The sequence below is a fragment of the Peribacillus simplex genome (assembly GCF_001578185.1).
Taxonomy (GTDB): Bacteria; Bacillota; Bacilli; order Bacillales; family DSM-1321; genus Peribacillus; species Peribacillus simplex_A.
The window spans coordinates 3,605,140-3,621,532 of the sequence record NZ_CP011008.1; the positions used below are offsets into that span (position 1 = coordinate 3,605,140).

The 16,393-nt window shown below is 41.3% G+C and carries 20 protein-coding genes; 5 read left to right on the forward strand and 15 right to left on the reverse strand.

Annotated features, from left to right (window positions below):
• Window positions 1-7 precede the first annotated feature (7 nt).
• Entirely contained in the window at window positions 8-1,207 is a 1,200-nt protein-coding gene (spoIIP, locus tag UP17_RS16810) for a stage II sporulation protein P (protein ID WP_061464121.1), read from the reverse strand.
• 86 nt (window positions 1,208-1,293) lie between these two features.
• Window positions 1,294-2,412 carry a GPR endopeptidase gene (gpr, locus tag UP17_RS16815; RefSeq protein ID WP_061464122.1) on the reverse strand — a complete coding sequence of 373 codons (1,119 nt, stop codon included), beginning with the start codon at window positions 2,410-2,412 and terminating at the stop codon, window positions 1,294-1,296.
• 275 nt (window positions 2,413-2,687) lie between these two features.
• Between gpr and rpsT the strand changes: the two genes are divergently transcribed.
• Entirely contained in the window at window positions 2,688-2,954 is a 267-nt protein-coding gene (rpsT, locus tag UP17_RS16820; protein WP_034308554.1) for a 30S ribosomal protein S20, read from the forward strand.
• A 91-nt stretch (window positions 2,955-3,045) separates the two neighbouring features.
• Here rpsT and holA read toward each other — a convergent pair whose 3' ends face one another.
• On the reverse strand, window positions 3,046-4,059 hold the full coding sequence (holA, locus tag UP17_RS16825; protein ID WP_061464123.1) for a DNA polymerase III subunit delta: 1,014 nt from the start codon (window positions 4,057-4,059) through the stop codon (window positions 3,046-3,048).
• A gap of 344 nt (window positions 4,060-4,403) precedes the next feature.
• Between holA and UP17_RS26790 the strand changes: the two genes are divergently transcribed.
• Window positions 4,404-4,538: a YqzM family protein gene (locus tag UP17_RS26790; RefSeq protein WP_081108861.1), complete on the forward strand. Its 135-nt coding sequence runs from the start codon at window positions 4,404-4,406 to the stop codon at window positions 4,536-4,538.
• Window positions 4,539-4,614: 76 nt separating this feature from the next.
• On the opposite strand, the gene UP17_RS16830 is transcribed toward UP17_RS26790, so the two are convergent.
• The 3 genes from UP17_RS16830 to UP17_RS16840 form a co-directional block, all read right to left on the reverse strand.
• Window positions 4,615-6,921, reverse strand: coding sequence for a DNA internalization-related competence protein ComEC/Rec2 (locus tag UP17_RS16830; protein WP_061464124.1), 2,307 nt, complete (start codon window positions 6,919-6,921; stop codon window positions 4,615-4,617).
• Between the two features lie 19 nt (window positions 6,922-6,940).
• Window positions 6,941-7,501 carry a ComE operon protein 2 gene (locus tag UP17_RS16835; RefSeq protein ID WP_061464125.1) on the reverse strand — a complete coding sequence of 187 codons (561 nt, stop codon included), beginning with the start codon at window positions 7,499-7,501 and terminating at the stop codon, window positions 6,941-6,943.
• Between the two features lie 79 nt (window positions 7,502-7,580).
• Window positions 7,581-8,216, reverse strand: coding sequence for a helix-hairpin-helix domain-containing protein (locus UP17_RS16840; protein WP_061464126.1), 636 nt, complete (start codon window positions 8,214-8,216; stop codon window positions 7,581-7,583).
• 109 nt (window positions 8,217-8,325) lie between these two features.
• Here UP17_RS16840 and comER point away from each other — a divergent pair, with 109 nt between their 5' ends.
• Window positions 8,326-9,156 carry a late competence protein ComER gene (comER, locus tag UP17_RS16845; RefSeq protein ID WP_284149536.1) on the forward strand — a complete coding sequence of 277 codons (831 nt, stop codon included), beginning with the start codon at window positions 8,326-8,328 and terminating at the stop codon, window positions 9,154-9,156.
• Between the two features lie 102 nt (window positions 9,157-9,258).
• Here the strand turns inward: comER and UP17_RS16850 are convergent, their stop codons facing one another.
• From UP17_RS16850 to UP17_RS16885, 8 genes are read right to left on the reverse strand one after another with little or no spacing between them, the layout of a single operon-like run.
• Entirely contained in the window at window positions 9,259-10,002 is a 744-nt protein-coding gene (locus UP17_RS16850; protein ID WP_061464127.1) for a class I SAM-dependent DNA methyltransferase, read from the reverse strand.
• Complete coding sequence (rsfS, locus tag UP17_RS16855; protein WP_057218744.1) at window positions 9,999-10,355, reverse strand: ribosome silencing factor; 357 nt, start codon at window positions 10,353-10,355, stop codon at window positions 9,999-10,001. The genes UP17_RS16850 and rsfS overlap by 4 nt, the downstream gene beginning before the upstream one ends.
• The gene (gene yqeK / locus UP17_RS16860; protein WP_061464128.1) at window positions 10,355-10,927 is read right to left on the reverse strand and encodes a bis(5'-nucleosyl)-tetraphosphatase (symmetrical) YqeK; all 573 of its coding nucleotides are present in this window, start codon (window positions 10,925-10,927) and stop codon (window positions 10,355-10,357) included. The genes rsfS and yqeK overlap by 1 nt, the downstream gene beginning before the upstream one ends.
• On the reverse strand, window positions 10,917-11,486 hold the full coding sequence (locus tag UP17_RS16865) for a nicotinate-nucleotide adenylyltransferase (protein WP_061464129.1): 570 nt from the start codon (window positions 11,484-11,486) through the stop codon (window positions 10,917-10,919). Before UP17_RS16865 ends, yqeK begins: the two co-directional genes overlap by 11 nt.
• Window positions 11,487-11,497: 11 nt before the next feature.
• Window positions 11,498-11,788 (reverse strand): ribosome assembly RNA-binding protein YhbY, encoded by a 291-nt coding sequence (gene yhbY, locus UP17_RS16870; protein WP_061464130.1) that lies wholly within the window; start codon window positions 11,786-11,788, stop codon window positions 11,498-11,500.
• Window positions 11,782-12,624 (reverse strand): shikimate dehydrogenase, encoded by an 843-nt coding sequence (gene aroE, locus UP17_RS16875; RefSeq protein WP_061464131.1) that lies wholly within the window; start codon window positions 12,622-12,624, stop codon window positions 11,782-11,784. Before aroE ends, yhbY begins: the two co-directional genes overlap by 7 nt.
• A gap of 19 nt (window positions 12,625-12,643) precedes the next feature.
• On the reverse strand, window positions 12,644-13,753 hold the full coding sequence (gene yqeH / locus UP17_RS16880) for a ribosome biogenesis GTPase YqeH (RefSeq protein WP_375166213.1): 1,110 nt from the start codon (window positions 13,751-13,753) through the stop codon (window positions 12,644-12,646).
• The gene (locus tag UP17_RS16885) at window positions 13,750-14,271 is read right to left on the reverse strand and encodes a YqeG family HAD IIIA-type phosphatase (protein ID WP_061464133.1); all 522 of its coding nucleotides are present in this window, start codon (window positions 14,269-14,271) and stop codon (window positions 13,750-13,752) included. Before UP17_RS16885 ends, yqeH begins: the two co-directional genes overlap by 4 nt.
• A 464-nt stretch (window positions 14,272-14,735) precedes the next feature.
• Here UP17_RS16885 and UP17_RS26795 point away from each other — a divergent pair, with 464 nt between their 5' ends.
• Window positions 14,736-14,876 carry a sporulation histidine kinase inhibitor Sda gene (locus UP17_RS26795; protein WP_034311351.1) on the forward strand — a complete coding sequence of 47 codons (141 nt, stop codon included), beginning with the start codon at window positions 14,736-14,738 and terminating at the stop codon, window positions 14,874-14,876.
• A 53-nt stretch (window positions 14,877-14,929) separates the two neighbouring features.
• On the opposite strand, the gene UP17_RS16890 is transcribed toward UP17_RS26795, so the two are convergent.
• The gene (locus UP17_RS16890; protein WP_061464134.1) at window positions 14,930-15,715 is read right to left on the reverse strand and encodes a phosphatidylserine decarboxylase; all 786 of its coding nucleotides are present in this window, start codon (window positions 15,713-15,715) and stop codon (window positions 14,930-14,932) included.
• Between the two features lie 135 nt (window positions 15,716-15,850).
• Between UP17_RS16890 and pssA the strand changes: the two genes are divergently transcribed.
• Entirely contained in the window at window positions 15,851-16,390 is a 540-nt protein-coding gene (pssA, locus tag UP17_RS16895; RefSeq protein WP_061464135.1) for a CDP-diacylglycerol--serine O-phosphatidyltransferase, read from the forward strand.
• Window positions 16,391-16,393: the final 3 nt, after the last annotated feature.

The window sequence follows — 16,393 nt, forward strand, 5'->3', positions numbered from 1 at the left end:
CTTTCAATTACTTCGCTTCCGATTCCCCAGTCGTTTTATCCACTGCTTTGGCATCCCAATAAAATTCGCTGAAAGCATCGCTAAAGGCATCAACGGTTAAGTACATTTCCTCGAATGTATTATCAACACCGCCAATTTCAATGAGCATGGCATTGCCTGACAAATCCTGATTATATATACCATTATGTCTAGTTCCGCCCTGTTTCATAAGCCCGCGTGAAATCCCTGGGTATTTTTTCTCCAAAGCTATATGAAGCTTATTGGCAAGTGCGGCATTTTTTTCATAGTTCGGATTATTGCCCCCGATCACGAAGGCGATTTTGGCATACTCTTTACCTTTGATCGTAATTGTCGTATCTTTTTTCCGCTTTGCATCGCGATGGATATCAATCAGATATTCCAAATCTTTGTTAGTGGCCAATGCCGTCTGGACTGACTTTCGGGATTCTTGATAGGATTTGGTATAATTCAATCCTTTATTATTGAGATTTCCCATGATATCCGTTTTATCGAGCGAGGAACCAATCCCCTTATCAGCCAGATCTTCAACCATCCTTTTCCCGAGTTTCGTAATATTGATTTTAGAATGGTAGGCCAGATCCGGATTGGTCACCCCTTTTAAATAAGGAAGGTACGATTCCCGGTTATGGCTATGATAAATCTCGACCACTTTCCGGCCATTGGTCGTTTGATTCGGCTGATTGGCCACTCCTTTTTCCGGTTCTTCAATCTCATCCAGGTTTTGCAGGGATGCATCCCTTTCTTCATTCAGGACGTCTACTGGCGGTGAGGATTCATACGGCATATTCGTATAATTCGTCCCCTCCCCAGCCACGAGGATTTCATTATCAAAAATCGAGAAGCCAGGAAGTTCCCGGCCAAGTAAACTTCGCGGGTCCTCAAATGAAATGTTAGTCGAGACTTTTATCAATTGATTCGTGATCACCGATTCCTGCTTACCTTCTGGCAGGGCATTAAAAAAATAATGATTTTCATTTGCCAGCATCGCGAACAGCATTTTTCCTGAAAATTGGTTCGCAACGGTATGTACGGAATTCGAGGATATCCGATATTCCGGTCTTAGGGAAGTCATGACCCCGCTGACTGAAAAAACAAAAAGAAGCAAGGCGAGAATACCTAGAAAAGTTTTTATTATTGTTGATCCGTGAATGGCTGTTATGATTCCTGGCGAATTTCTTCTTTTCATTCTTCCACCCTCTCTATAGCTTGTCTATTAATACCTATGACTTTGCTAGAAAGGGTAGAACACCATTTTTGGGCACTTAAAATGATTTAACGGGTATAGTAACCGGTATTTTCTTGATTTATTGAATGATGGAGCGCTGCATTTAACCCATTGGCTATCAAATTGGCCATATCCTCAATGAAAACATCCACTTCCTTCGGTGTAACCATTAAATTTTGGCCAAGCGGTGACAGCACCTCATATATCAATTTCCGTTTCTCTTCATCAGGGAGGACACCTATCATCCCCAAGAAGGTTTGGCGTTCCTTTTCGCCTGGCATATCCTCTTCGGTCAGCTTTGTACGTTTTCCAAAACTGAATCCAGCGGGTGCCAATGAACGTGATGGTCTGTCCCCTTCATTCAATTCCTTGCCGAAATGCTTCAATATATAATCAATCGTATCACTGGCAATTGATACGGCATCTACTACGGTTGGTATTCCAATAGCTATAACAGGAACTCCCAGTGTTTCCTGACTCAATTCTTTTCGTTTATTTCCCACACCAGAACCTGGATGGATGCCTGTATCCGTAATTTGAATCGTTGAATTCACACGGTCGATCGAACGGGCAGCCAAGGCATCAACGACGATCAGGAAATCAGGGTTACTTTTTTCGATGACCCCTTTTATGATGTCACTCGTCTCGATTCCCGTAATCCCCATCACACCAGGGGAAATCGCACTGACCGGGCGATAGCCTTCCTTGACGGACTCCGGCTGCAATTCGAACAAATGCCTCGTGACTACAAGATTCTCAACGACAGCAGGCCCTAGAGCATCGGGAGTAACATTCCAATTACCAAGTCCGACAACTAAACAACTGCTTTCTTTGGTGATTTTATTCCGTTGCAAGAAGTAAGCCAGTTCGTTGGCAAACACCTTTTCCACCCGCTGCTGGGTATCCGTATCCTGCTGGCGGATCCCCTGGACTTCGATGGTCAAGTAGCTGCCCTTTTTTTTACCGATTTCTTTTTCCCCCTCAGCCGTGACCTCGACTAAGGATACCTTCAGATCATCCACTTCTTTTTCCTTAATAATGACCCCTTCGATTCGGGATACATCCACTTCCTCAACAACACCTTTATGTTCAAGGGCAATTTCCTTTGCTTCAATCGCCAAATCTGTTCGAATTCCGTATTCACTAAGGTCCAAATTATTTTCCATAACGGCCTCCTGATGTTTGAATTGATATCTAATCTAGTAATTTCCATAGTCTCTCTTAAACATTCTGTCGTTTTTGCTTTTTTATTATTCATTTTTTTGGTACAATGAACCATGACGAGATGAATTTATTCCTGAAATTATAATTCCTTTTCGATTCTCAATCTGAAGTATTGCATATTTATGAGCAGTCTGATAGAATATCACTTGTGCTATTTGATATGGATTTGAAAAGTCGAGTTCATATAATCTCGATTTCTTTGTAGGAGGTGAACGGAATGCCAAACATTAAATCTGCTATTAAACGTGTAAAAATTAACGACAAAAAACGCGTTCATAACATTACTGTTAGATCAACTATGCGTACTACAGTGAAAAATGCTGAAGTTGCATTAGCTGGTGAAAACGTTGAAGCTGCTAAAGAAGCTCTATTAACAGCTGCTGTGAAATTAGACAAAGCTGCATCTAAAGGATTAATCCATAAAAATGCGGCAGCCCGTAAAAAATCTCGTTTAGCGAAAAGACTTAACGCTCTTAACGCATAATGACAAAAAATTAAACGATCCAATTGGATCGTTTTTTTTGTGCGTGTTTTTTTGTTCAAAAAAGGTGACAGGGTTTCTGCCACCTTTTTTATCATCTAATTTTCAAGAGCAGCAATTCAAGTGTTATCGCCTTATCTGCCTGTCCAGTCTTCATTTTATAATCCGCCTCCGCTAAGTCGTTCATGATGCTCAACAGCTCGCGTTCCTGGAATTTTCCCGTCTTTTCAAGTGCCAGCTTTACCCTGTAGGGGTGCACCTTCAGTTGTCCTGCAATTTTTTGCTGGCTATAGCCTTGACGTGAAAGCTCTTTCACCTGATACATTAACCTGACCTGTCCCGCCATAACACTCAATATCTTGATCGGCTCTTCATTCTGCCTGAGAAGATCGTGTAAAATCGTCATGGCACTCTCCATCTTCCGCTGCAAAACATGGTCAACAAGCGTGAAGATATTCTGCTCAAGGGATTTAGCGACCAGCTTTTCCACTACCTCGACCGTAATGTGTTTATCAGCTTCAGCATAAAGCACCATTTTATCCAATTCATTTGTCAGCATCATCAGATTCGTTCCTGCAAGTTCAAGTAAAAGCTCTGTAGCTTGTTCATCTATTTGGACGGAAGAGGTTGCGACCCGCTCCTTCACCCACCCCTTTAATTCATGGTCACCAAGCTTCTTTGCCTCAACGAGAACCGCCTTACGCTTCAGTTCCTTGGTGACTTTTTTCCGTTCATCCAGTTTCTCATAAGGTGCGGTCAACACGACAATAGAATAAGGAACGGGATCAGCCAAATAGGCTTCAAGCCTTTTCACATTATGTTCAACTCTTGATTTCGTTTTTTCAGCTGTCAGAAAAAATGGGTTTTGCATGAAAACTAGACGCCTTTCCCCGATAAATGGGAGGGTTTCAACATCTTCAAGCGCTGTTTCAACAGGCGTCTCTTCCAAATCAAATTGAGAAAAGTTAAAATCCATCTCATCTTCGTGAAGGACATTCTCGATCAATAGCTGCTTCGTTTCATTAATTAGATAGGCCTCCGTTCCATATAACATGTATACTGGCGCGAATTGCCCTTTTTTTATACTTTTCCATACGTCTAATACCAATAGAATCCGCCTCTTTTTTATGTATTCTTCTCTAATGGTATAGGTGGATGGACCATTTGACAAGCTATAAAGGGAACTAGCCCTCTAAAGGGCTAATTCCGGATCTATATGAACACTTTCAAGAAAGGCCCGGGTAATCTCCCTTGAAAGCGGGTAAAGTATTCATGTAGAATTCAAAAATCGAGCTTTGCTTTTTCGCTTGCTTTGTTTGTACTTTTATTTTGACCTCAAAATCCCAAACTATTTGTGACAACTCTTGTCAGTAAAGGAAATGAAGAAGTGTAGCCTGTAGATTTTTTTTTGGTAATGTTTTATACTATTAGCAGAAATAGGAGGGGTAAACAATGAACGAATTCGAAAAGAATGTCCAATCAAAAACAGATGACGTCGCTGATTCCGCTATGGGATTCATCGGTTCTTTTGTATTTTTCGCCGCCATGTTCACCATAGCTGTCGTCATTAAAGCTGTCGGATCCTGATTTCATTTACTACATGCACTTATTTTTCCTGAAGGAGGCTGCCGTTGCAGTCTCTTTCTTATTGATTTTCTACATACTATGGAAGAGTCTTCCGAAAGGTTCCTTTACTTTTATAATACTTGTAAATAATAGCTCCATCCTCATCCGTCCTGAACACTTTAATGCCATTTCCCTCCAGATTTCCAATTATGTCTCCATGAGGGTGACCGTAGCGATTATCCTTTCCAACTGAAATAAGCGCAGCTTTCGACTGTAGCTGTTCAAGGAAGGGCGTGGAAGAAGATGTTTTACTGCCATGGTGACCAACCTTCAAGATATCCGCCTGCAGCTGCGGAAATGCGCTTAACAGTTCCCTTTCCCCCTCTTCTCCCATATCTCCAGTCAATAGCCATGACAATCCCCCAAGCTTTGCTAATAGAACTATCGAGGAATCATTCTTATCCTCTTCTTTTTCATATGGACTTAGCACGGAAAACGCAGCTTCGCCCACTGCCCAATGATCCCCCCTCTTCGTAACCGTCATTTTAATCTTTTTATCTCTTGCAATGGACACAAAATCCAAATCCCGATAATGCTCTTCACTCCAGCCTCCAATAACAATCTCCCTCACCTTGAAATTTTCAATTAATTCCTTTGCACTTCCCATATGATCTGAATCTGCATGAGTTAAAATCAGTTTGTCCAAGTGCTGGATTCCCTTACTTTTCAATAATGGAATAATGATATCATCCGCCGTATTGAATTTCTTTCTCCTTTTTGCCCATGTTTCGATTGGAAATGTAATTTGCCCTCCCGTATCAATCAGATAATTACCGCGATTGAACGGCAGGATAATTAAAATGGAGTCACCTTGTCCAACATCGATTATCTGTACTTCACCAAAAGGTGAGAACCTTTGTAAATTATATTGAAAAAGCAAAAGGACAATCATGATTCCGCACCAGACTTTACATTTTTCAAAAGATTCATCCCAAGTCAGGTATAACCCTAAAAGGGAAATAACAAGTAATGTCATCATGATGAAAGGCGGTTTTCCAAACGTAATGGATGCAAGGGGCAAATCCGATACCGCATCCGCGGCTTTATTAGAGAGTATGAAAGTGAAGTTCAAAATTGATATGAGGGGTTGCCCCAAGGAAGGTAGCAATAAATGAATGAAGAGGGTAATCAGTGAAAATGGCAGCAAGATGATGGAATAAAGAGGAATATACAATACGTTCAAGAACACGCCAAGAAAAGATACTTCAAAAAAGTGAAATAGTAAAATGGGAAGGGCAGCCAATTGGGATATGGAACTGATGATAAATAGCTGCATCGTTTTTTGCGGGTATTGTAAGAAAATGCTTGAGGACATGATAATGGAGAAAGTGACTGCGAATGAAAGCTGAAAGCCTATATCATAGAGCATATTAGGCTTAAAAAACAACAGTGCCATGTAAACCGATGCAATTGTGGCACCCGCCGAGATTCGCTTTTTGAACAGCAGGAGTAAAAAGAAAAGCATAGCCATTAAACACGATCTAACCACTGATGGGCTAGCACCTGAAAGTATCATGTAAATTGGAAGGAAAATTAGAATGGCTACCATCATATTTTCCCTTGTAATTCCAACCCTGATGCCAAGATAAAATAACATTCCCGTTAAAAAACTTACATGAAGACCGGAAATCGCCAGTAAATGAACCAGACCCAACCGCTGATAATTAGTAAGGTCGACTTCATCTATATCTGTCTGGTCGCCGAATATGAGAGCTTTGACAAAACCGCTCGATTCTTCCGGAAAGTGTTTACTAATATACGTAATTCCCTTCATTCGCAAATTACGAATCGAAACTACAATCGAGTTTCCAACCTCTTGGCATTCTCGAAATGAAATGGAATCTGCTTTAAATATCCAATGTGTGCCTTGGCGCAAAAGATAACGCTGGTAATCGAAACTGTTTTCATTCCTGTTTTTGTCGGGAACTTGCAAATTCCCTTTGGCCGGACATGATAAACCGATTCGCAGAAGCTGGCTAAGCTTTGCTTTTTCTTGTTCGGTGGTGATGTTATAACGAAGCATTAGCCGCTCGCCTTTCTCACTGCCAACGAATCCTTTTAATGAATTTCCATCAATATTCGGTGGATCGGTAAATGTGATGATGAATCGACTTTCCGTTCCATGATATACAGAGTTGTTCCGGTGATCGGAGAAAGAGGCAGCCCCTAAGAAAATCCCCATGAGCACTAAATGAAGGCTAAGGGCCTTTACGCTCAACCCGACTGATAAATAAAGGAAACAGAGAAAAATAAGGATAATGATCAGCTGCCCTACATGTAAAAATGAATGGGCCGAAACCCCAAATGTAGCCGAAACGGCTAATAAGATAAGGTGTCTAGCCATGCCTGCCCCCCCGTCCTATTTAATTGTCAAATATCTGTTTGGCCTGCTTTTCCAGCTCCAATACAGCTTCTTTTCCCAGACCTGTTCGTTCAAGTTGGGCTAGCAACGAGAACACAAAGTCCTTTTTCTCTTTTCCATTAACATCTATGGCCCCTTTCGCTTCGACCTTTTCTGTCTTGACACCAGCCTGTTTAAATAACTCCAGGGCATATGGATGGTTTTTGTAATTCTCCGCATAATAAACAGCTTTGATTCCAGCTTGGATGAGTGATTTACAGCATTGAAGACATGGAAAATGTGTCACATATATTTCTGCCCCATCAGCTGGCACTCCAAATTTCGCACATTGTAAAAGTGCATTCATTTCAGCATGTATCGTTCTGACACAATGATTATCAATTACATAACAGCCATCATCAATACAGTGCGTCCCTCCTGCAATGGACCCATTATATCCTCCCGCAATGATCCGGTTATCCCGGACGATCGTCGCTCCTACAGCGAGGCGTGTACATGTGCTTCTTAAAGCTAATAAATGGCTTTGCGCCATGAAATATTGATCCCAACTAATCCTGTTCATGATGTATCCCCTTACTCCCTAGAATGATTTTCTTCAATTTTACCCTCTTCCTGTCCATTTGTGTAGCAAATTCAATCATTCATTGCACCGAAATGGAATCCTGTAACTTTTCAAACGTTTTATCGCCGATTCCCGATACCTTCTTCAATTCATCTACTTGCTTGAATTTCCCCACTTTTTCCCTGTATTCCAGGATCGCAATCGCTTTGGATGGTCCAATTCCCGTCAGTGTTTCCAAATCTTCCTGCGTAGCTGTATTCAAGTTCACCTGTCTCCCTGACGGCCCCTTAGCGGCGGCATTACCAGGCGGACCGACTTGTATATCCTCCAAGATTCCCTTGTCTTCTTCACCTATTTCCGGTACATAGATGACCATTTGGTCTTCAACGATTTGGGCAAAGTTCACTTTATCCTTATCGGCCTTGTCCGTAAAACTGCCCGCATCTGTGATCAAATCGATTACCCGGTCACCTGCCTGGGCCGTAAATAAGCCTGGGGCCTGCACCGCTCCTTTAACATCCACTTTAATGATTACTGGTTCGGCAGGCGTTTCATTTTCACTTTGTTCAATTTTATCTTCATTTGCCGTAACAGCAAATATATCTTCCGTATCAACCGGACCTTTCCCTTGTTGCAAAAAAAAGTAAACTCCTGCTGCCCCAGATACCAACGCAACGGTAATCATCGCCATTTTCTTTTTTAAAATTTTTCCCATTCATTTTCCTCCTTGTTAGTTTTCGCACAATACATTGTCATAGGACAGATTAAAAATACATAGGGTTTCTAGGAGAATCAATCGCTTAAGTGAGAGGAGTTGATCGGCATTGAAGAAAATCGGTGTAATCGGAACCGGCAATATGGGGACCATTTTAATCGAGGCGTGGCTGGAGGCAAAAATATTGAATCCGGCTGATCTAATCATTACAAATCGAACAATTTCCAAAGCATTGACGCTGAAAGAAAAACACCTTGGTATCAGGGTTGCGGAGAGCGCTGCCGAAATCGTCCAGCAAGCGGACTTTATTTTTATCTGTGTAAAACCATTACAAATAGATAGCCTGTTGCAGGGAATCAAACATCATATAAAAAGGGATCAGCTGGTTATTTCCATCACAAGTCCTGTTTCAGTCTCCCAGCTTGAATCGGCAGTGAATGCCCCCTGTGCCCGTTTTATACCGAGCATAACGAACCGTGTGGGTTCAGGAGTATCGTTACTGAGTTTCAGTGAGAGCTGCAGTAAGGAGAAAATGTCAGCTTTATTTGATTTGGCCTCCGCCATATCGGCACCGGTCATTATTGAAAATGATATTACACGGGTAGCTTCCGATATCGTCAGCTGCGGTCCTGCCTTCTTCAGCTATTTAGCACAAGCTTTTATTGACGCGGCTTGCCAAACGACGAAGATAGATAAAGAAACCGCTACGACTTTGACTGAAAACATGCTGGTTGGCTTAGGGGAACTGCTTGGTAAAGGAGTTTATACATTGCCGACCTTGCAGGAAAAGGTTTGTGTAAAGGGTGGAATAACGGGTGAGGGGATCAAGGTTTTAGAAGCTGAAACCGGGGAAATGTTCCATCATCTTTTTCAAGCGACACATGAAAAGTTTGCAGAGGATCTTCACGAAGTTGAGAAGCAGTTCGGCCATCCTTATTAATATTCGTAACATATATCTCATTTCCTTCTAAAAATAAAAAAAAGAAGAGGTTAGACCTTCACTCGTACAGGGATGTACGAACGGGGATCTTGACCTCTTCTTTCATTTACTGGCTACAAACAAGATTCTTTCGGTTTCCGTTACAAGCGGTGCTTCTTCAAGATCCGCCAGTATTTCAGAAACCGTAAAACCTGCTTCCTTCAACCACTTTTTGTATTGTTCAACCGGATAGGTCCGTTGATAATGCAACTCATCAAAACGGTCGTACAGACCACTTTCATCGTCCCTCACGAAAAAACTTAAATCATGTTCCACACTGTAAGGTTCTTCCCCCGGGAAACAGTCCCATATATAGGATACTTCCTCATCATTGACAGCAAACGTATTATCATGAAAGATTTTTTCCATTTTATAAATCGAATGGATATCGAACAAGAATAATCCGCCATCCTTTAAATGCTCATGAACCCTGCTGAACGTTTTTACTATATCCGCCTCGTCGCGAAGGTAGTTCAGCGAATCACAAAAAATCGTGACACAGTCAAATTGACCAAGTCCCTCGAGTTCTGCCATATTCTGTTGGAAAAGTGGAATCGATAATCCAAGCCTCACCGCTTTTTCATTGGCAACAAGAAGCATTTCATCAGATAAATCCACGCCGGTGACTTCAAATCCGTGTTGTGCCAATTCAACGGTCATTTCCCCGGTTCCACAAGCTAAATCCAGGACGTTCCTTCCACCAATTCCGTACTGTTCCAGCTTCGCCGTAAGGATCAGCAGCCATTTTTCATAGGGTGCATCCTTCATCAATTCATCGTATACATAGGCAAAGCGTTCATAAGTCATGGAGTCAGTTCACTCTCTAGATCTTCAAAAGGTGCATCTCCCCATAAACGTTCAAGGTTATAATAGTTTCTTTCATCCTTATGGAAAATGTGGGCCACTACATCGCCAAGATCCACAAGCACCCATTTCGCTTCGTCAAAACCTTCAAGACGTTTTACATTGATTCCTGATTCATCAGCTTTGCTCTTCATTTCACGAGCTATTGCTTGTACTTGTTTTTCAGAATTACCGTGGCAGATCAAAAAGTAATCCGCTACAAGGGAAATACCTTGCATATTCAATGCTACGATATCCTCCGCTCTTTTATCATCTGCCGCTTTTGCTGCAATTACAAGAAGTTCACGTTCAGTCATTACATCTTCTCCTTCAAATTCATGATCAAATCATTATATGTCTTAAATGTGTCAGGGTAAATTGCCTGATTTCTTTTCATTAAAAAAACAACTGTATTCCTTAAAGCCTGAATGACAGCATGATCCAAATTTCGCTTTGCTGTCAGCCTGACTTCGTCGACTCCAGGGAAAGAACGTCCCGGCTCAATATAGTCAGCAAGGTATATGACCTTATCCAAAAGGCTCATGCCAACCCTGCCAGACGTGTGATAGGCAATCGCATCCAATATTTCTATGTCAGTGATACCCGCTTCCTTTTTCACGAGAAAAGCCCCGACTGGAGCATGCCACAGCTCCATATCATAATCAAGTAACTCCGGCGCCATTTTTTCAGCGATTATTATTTGCTTCATTTCCTCTTTTGGACGAAATTTTGCATAATCATGAAAAATTGCTGCCAATTCTGCTTTTTTGACGTCGGCACCATACAGTTCAGCAAGTTCAATCGCTGATCCGACCACGCCCAAGGTATGAATGTACCGGCGCTCGGTAATTTGTTCTTTGACGAGCACCAATGCTTTCTCACGATTCATATAAACCATTCCCTTTAATATACTTCACCACTGGATCTGCTATTAAATATTTCACGGTTTTCCCCGTTCTTAGCTTCCTCCGTATCATGGAAGAGGAAATGAACATCTGAGGGACTTTCACCATCGTGATTGGGTATACGGTCTTTTCATTATAACCGGGGCGCTTCACCCCAACGAAATTGACCATGTCCACCAGCTCGTCAATACGGTGCCAATTCGGTAAATACTCAATCATATCTGCGCCAATTATGAAATAGAACTCATTGGTTGGCTCAAGTTCTTTCAGCAATTTTATCGTATCATACGTATAAGATGTGCCTTTTCTTTCTATTTCAATACCTTCAATATAAAAAGATGGGTTTCCGGCTATCGCGTTTTCCAACATAGCCAGCCTGTCCATATCGGTTACTTCCTCCGATTTTTCTTTATGGGGAGGAACATGATTTGGCATGAATCTAATTTCATCTAGCTCAAGGGCATCCAACACTTCATTCGCTATTATTAAATGCCCAATATGTGGAGGATTGAATGTACCGCCAAGAATTCCAATTTTTTTCATAGATAGGTTCCTTAAGGTAATTTAAGTTGTTTGTTTTCTCTTGATTCTTTATACAGCACAATTGTGTTGCCGATAATCTGAACCAATTCCGCTCTTGCACCTTTTGATAAAGAACGTCCCACATCATTGCGGTCCTCTTCACAGTTTTGCAGGATGCTGACCTTTATTAATTCACGTACTTCAAGCGCCTCACCAATTTGCTTGATGAGATTATCATTGACCCCGCCTTTACCAACTTGAAAAATTGGATTGAGGTGATGGGCCTTTGATCGTAAAAATCTTTTCTGTTTTCCTGTTAACATGTGTTACCTCCTAGTTTGTTCAAGACAATCTCTGTCATTCTTGCTGTATCCGGCATAACGCCTGTCCATATCTCAAATGCAAGCGCAGCCTGGTTGATGAACATCCCCAGACCATTTTGCGTTTCCGCCCCTTTTTCCCGCGCTTCAAGCAGCAGCTTGGTTTGCAGAGGGTTATAGATGATATCACTGACGATTGCACCGGTTTTAAGCTGGTCGACCTTCAACGGTGAATGGTCCAATTCAGGACTCATTCCAGAAGAAGTCGTTTGGATGATTAAATCATATTGTGATAAGCTTTCTTCCGCTTCGATAATCGTGAGTGCCTTCGATACTTTATCATACGGGCAATCAGAAACAAGCTGGGCCGCTCTTTCCTTTGTCCGGTTTGCAATATCAACTTGTTTTACCCCTTCTTTAACAAGAGTAAAATAAATCGCACGCGCAGCACCGCCCGCTCCGATCACTAACGTTTTTTTAGCCTTAATGTCACCTGATATTTCATCGCATAAAGATTTGAAAAATCCTTTTCCGTCTGTATTATACCCTATAAACCGACCATTTTTGTTAACAACCGTATTTACAGCCCCGATTGCCAGGGCCAGTTCATCCACTTCATCAAGGAAAGGGATGATTGACGTCTTATGAGGAATCGTGATGTTAAACCCTTCTATACCAAGGGCTTTCATGCCTTTCACGGCATCGTTCAAACCTTCTTTCGTCACATGAAAATGATGATAAACCGCTTCTATATTTTCTTTTTCAAATGCATCATTATGAATGTCCGGGGACATCGAATGTGCAATTGGATCTCCCATTACCCCATATATCTTTTTCATAGACTAGACGACCCCTATATTAGATTAATGATTTACGAACGATCACATTGACACCCTTAGGGACATGTGCAACGATTTTCGCTCCTGGCTCATTGACCGTAACCCAGCCAAGTCCAGAAAACACAATATCCATTTTACCATCTTTCAAGGAAAATTCATGTGGAATCAGCTTCGGAAACTCCTCGATTTGTTCAGGGCGTGGGGGCGTCAATAATTCCCCGGCATGGTTTTTATACAATTCATCGGCATTTTCCAATTTCGTACGGTGGATATTCAATTCATTCGAAAGGTAGCAAGTGAGTGAACGCCTTCCGCCTGAGACATAGTCCAACCGGGCCAATCCACCGAAAAATAGTGTCTGCCCTTCATTCAGTTGGTACACTCTCGGCTTGATTTCCTTCTTCGGCATAATCACCTTGAAGTCCCGTTTGTCCACATAATGAGCCATTTGATGATGATTAATGATACCTGGTGTATCGATCAAAGCCTGTCCATCATCCAAAGGAATTTCGATCATATCCAGGGTGGTGCCTGGGAAGTGGGATGTCGTGATGATATCACCTTCACCACTCACTTCTTTTATAAGACGGTTGATGAACGTCGATTTTCCTACATTCGTACAGCCCACGACATAGACATCCTTACCTTTGCGATACCGCTCAATCGCATCAGCCGCTTCAAGGATGTGTTTTCCCTTTTCCGCACTGACAAGCAGGACATCAATCGGGTTAAGCCCCAATTCCTTGGACGATTGCTTCATCCAATTGATCAACTTGTTCGGTTTTACTGATTTAGGCAATAAGTCGACCTTATTACCGATCAAAAGAACATCATTTCTTCCGACAAATCGATGCAGGCCCGGAAGCCAGCTTCCATTGAAATCAAAAATATCGACGATTTTGACGATTAAAGAATCGGTTTCGCCTACTTTATTCAAAATTTTCAAGAAGTCGTCGTCAGTTAAGGACACATCCTGAACTTCGTTATAATGTTTCAATTTAAAGCAGCGCTGACAGACGATGCTCTCTTTTTCCAGGGCTGATTTAGGGGCAAAGCCCAACTCCTTCGGATCTTCCGTCTGGACCTTCACACCACAGCCGATGCACACTAATTCTTGATGATTGTTCAATTGTGATCCTCCCATTCTATCATTCCTTTTCGTTTAAAAAACGCCATGATCTTTCTTTCAAAATAACGATTGATCTTCGTTCTGAATTCATCGGTCTGCGCAACAGGGACCACTAAGATCGTATGGAACCCGCCTCTGTTCCCTCCCAATACATCCGTCAATAATTGATCGCCGATTACCACCGTTTCTTCTAACTTCAATCCCATCGTCTTACGGGCTTTATGGAAGGCTCTTGCCATCGGTTTTCTGGCCTGGAAGATAAACGGAATGTGAAGCGGATCGGAAAAAGACCGAACCCGTTTTTCATTATTATTGGACACAATCGTCACTAAAATCCCATGATCCCGCATATTGTCGAACCATTTGATTAAATCGGGGGTAGCTGTTGGCCTGTCCCATTCAACGAGAGTATTATCCAAATCGGTGATAACTCCCTTTATCCCTCTTTTTTTCAATTCTTGAGGATCTATATTAAAAATGCTTTTAACATGTTCACTCGGCAAAAATAATTTAAGCATATTGCACCTCTATATTTTCATTAAAATTTACCGTCTCCATCATATCGAATTTTCGGCTCACTTTCAAAAAAAATTAGGAAAGAAGGTCTGACGGTAAAAAAACATCATAATGTATGTTTTCTGATATGGAAAGTCATTTTTTATTAAAGAATGGGAAATTAGCAGGTAAACCAGACCCAAAGAACTAATTATTCCTAAAAGATTTCGACAAAAATTTCATTTATCCAACCTGTGGATAACTTTACTAACATTATCCATACTGATGTGCATCATTTCGCTCACCTTGTAAACAACTTAACCACAGGTTATCCACTTTTAACTGTGGATAACAGAACGATTGTTCTCCAAGTTTATTTCTGATACAGTAGGGGTACATCAAGGAAGACTTATCAATATATGCAGGTAAACACCAAATTATTCCTCGCAATCCCTACTGGAGGTGAGCAGCCGTATATGGCGTTCTGATGCAAAAACTATCTGATGACCTGTTGCTGGAATCCTATTTTAAAGCGCAGAATTTAAAGTTAAGTACCGATTTCATCCGCCTCATAGAAACGGAAATTCATCGAAGATCCTTAACACATAAAATCCGATCAATATTCTAATATGAAATACATAGGCTGACATCAAATGTCAGCCTTCTTATTTTTCATTGAAGTTAGACGGGTCTCATGAATCCGATTGTTTCACCGACACGGACATCAGCGGGGATGGTTATGTTTCCTTCAAGTTCAAAACTGCCTTTTTCAAAAAGAAGGACCACTGTCGACCCAAAGCTGAAATAAGAAAATTCCTGTCCTTTTTCCAATTCATCCGATTCATCAGTAATGACGATCGAATTTATGAACATGGCTCCGACTTTCACCATTGCCAGACTTCCCGCTTCATTTTTAAGTTCAGTTATTGTACGATAATTTTTTGCCAAAGGCTCTTTTCCATATTTCATTCCCCATTTATTAACGGGGTACGATTTCCTTCCAAGAGTCCAGCGTTTGACCACGGAGCCCTTGATTGGTGCATGGATCCTGTGGTAATGACTCGGGCTTAAGTATAACACGAGATATTTGCCGCCTAAGTACTTTTCCAAAAAAAGCTCATCCCCGAGCATCTCCTCCATTGAATACACCTTTCCCTTAACGACGATCTTTTTATCAGCGCGTATCTCCCCTGAATCCTCGAGTACACCGTCGACGGGAGAAGCCACTGCAGAAGGAGCTGCCGTAATAGGCCTGGCGTCCGCCTTTAACTGCCTTGTAAATAGCTCATGAAGATTCGTATACCCTTTTAAATCCTTACCAAATTCTTGTTGATTAAGGTTGAAAGTTTTTACATATAGTAAAATCAAGGGCCTGCTCCAACGAGATTGGCTAAAATGCTTTAATAAACCTGATGAATACCGACCATTCGTCAGTTCAATAAGAATGCGATACAAAGACTGATACAAATAAAACCACTCCAAATTGTAAAATTATTCAAAAATTACTTGCATAAATTGTGTTAAATAAAATATTATTATATAATAAATACTTATGTTTATTATATTTTGTTTTATTTTGTTTCATTTGAAAGGAGTGAAAAGATGTTTTTATTACACGCCCTAGATCAAACCATTAAAAAAGTGAAAGCACAAACAGCAAATATACTTACTTTAATTAATTTATCCCTTGGTGGATTTGCGATAATTGCCGTGATGCATGGCCAATTGAATTTAAGCCTGCTTTTAATCTTCTTGGCTGCCCTTGCAGATCGCTTTGACGGAATGGTTGCACGAAAGTTTAACATTGAATCGGAATTGGGTAAGCAACTTGATTCCATGTGTGACATCATTTCTTTTGGCGTCGCACCAGCCCTATTATTATACCAAGGAATATTAATAGAATTCGGGGCACCTGGCACACTATTCACGGTTTTCTATATTGGCTGTGGCGCATTTCGCCTCGCCCGCTTCAATATAAGTGAAAGCAATGGATATTTTACAGGAGTTCCCATTACAGTTGCAGGCTGCATCGCTACCTTAAGTTTTCTCGCTATCCCGTATTTTCATCCGGTCTTTTTCTTATCCCTCATGATTATATTATCATTACTCATGGTCAGTCCATTTAAACTAAAGAAAGTTTAAATA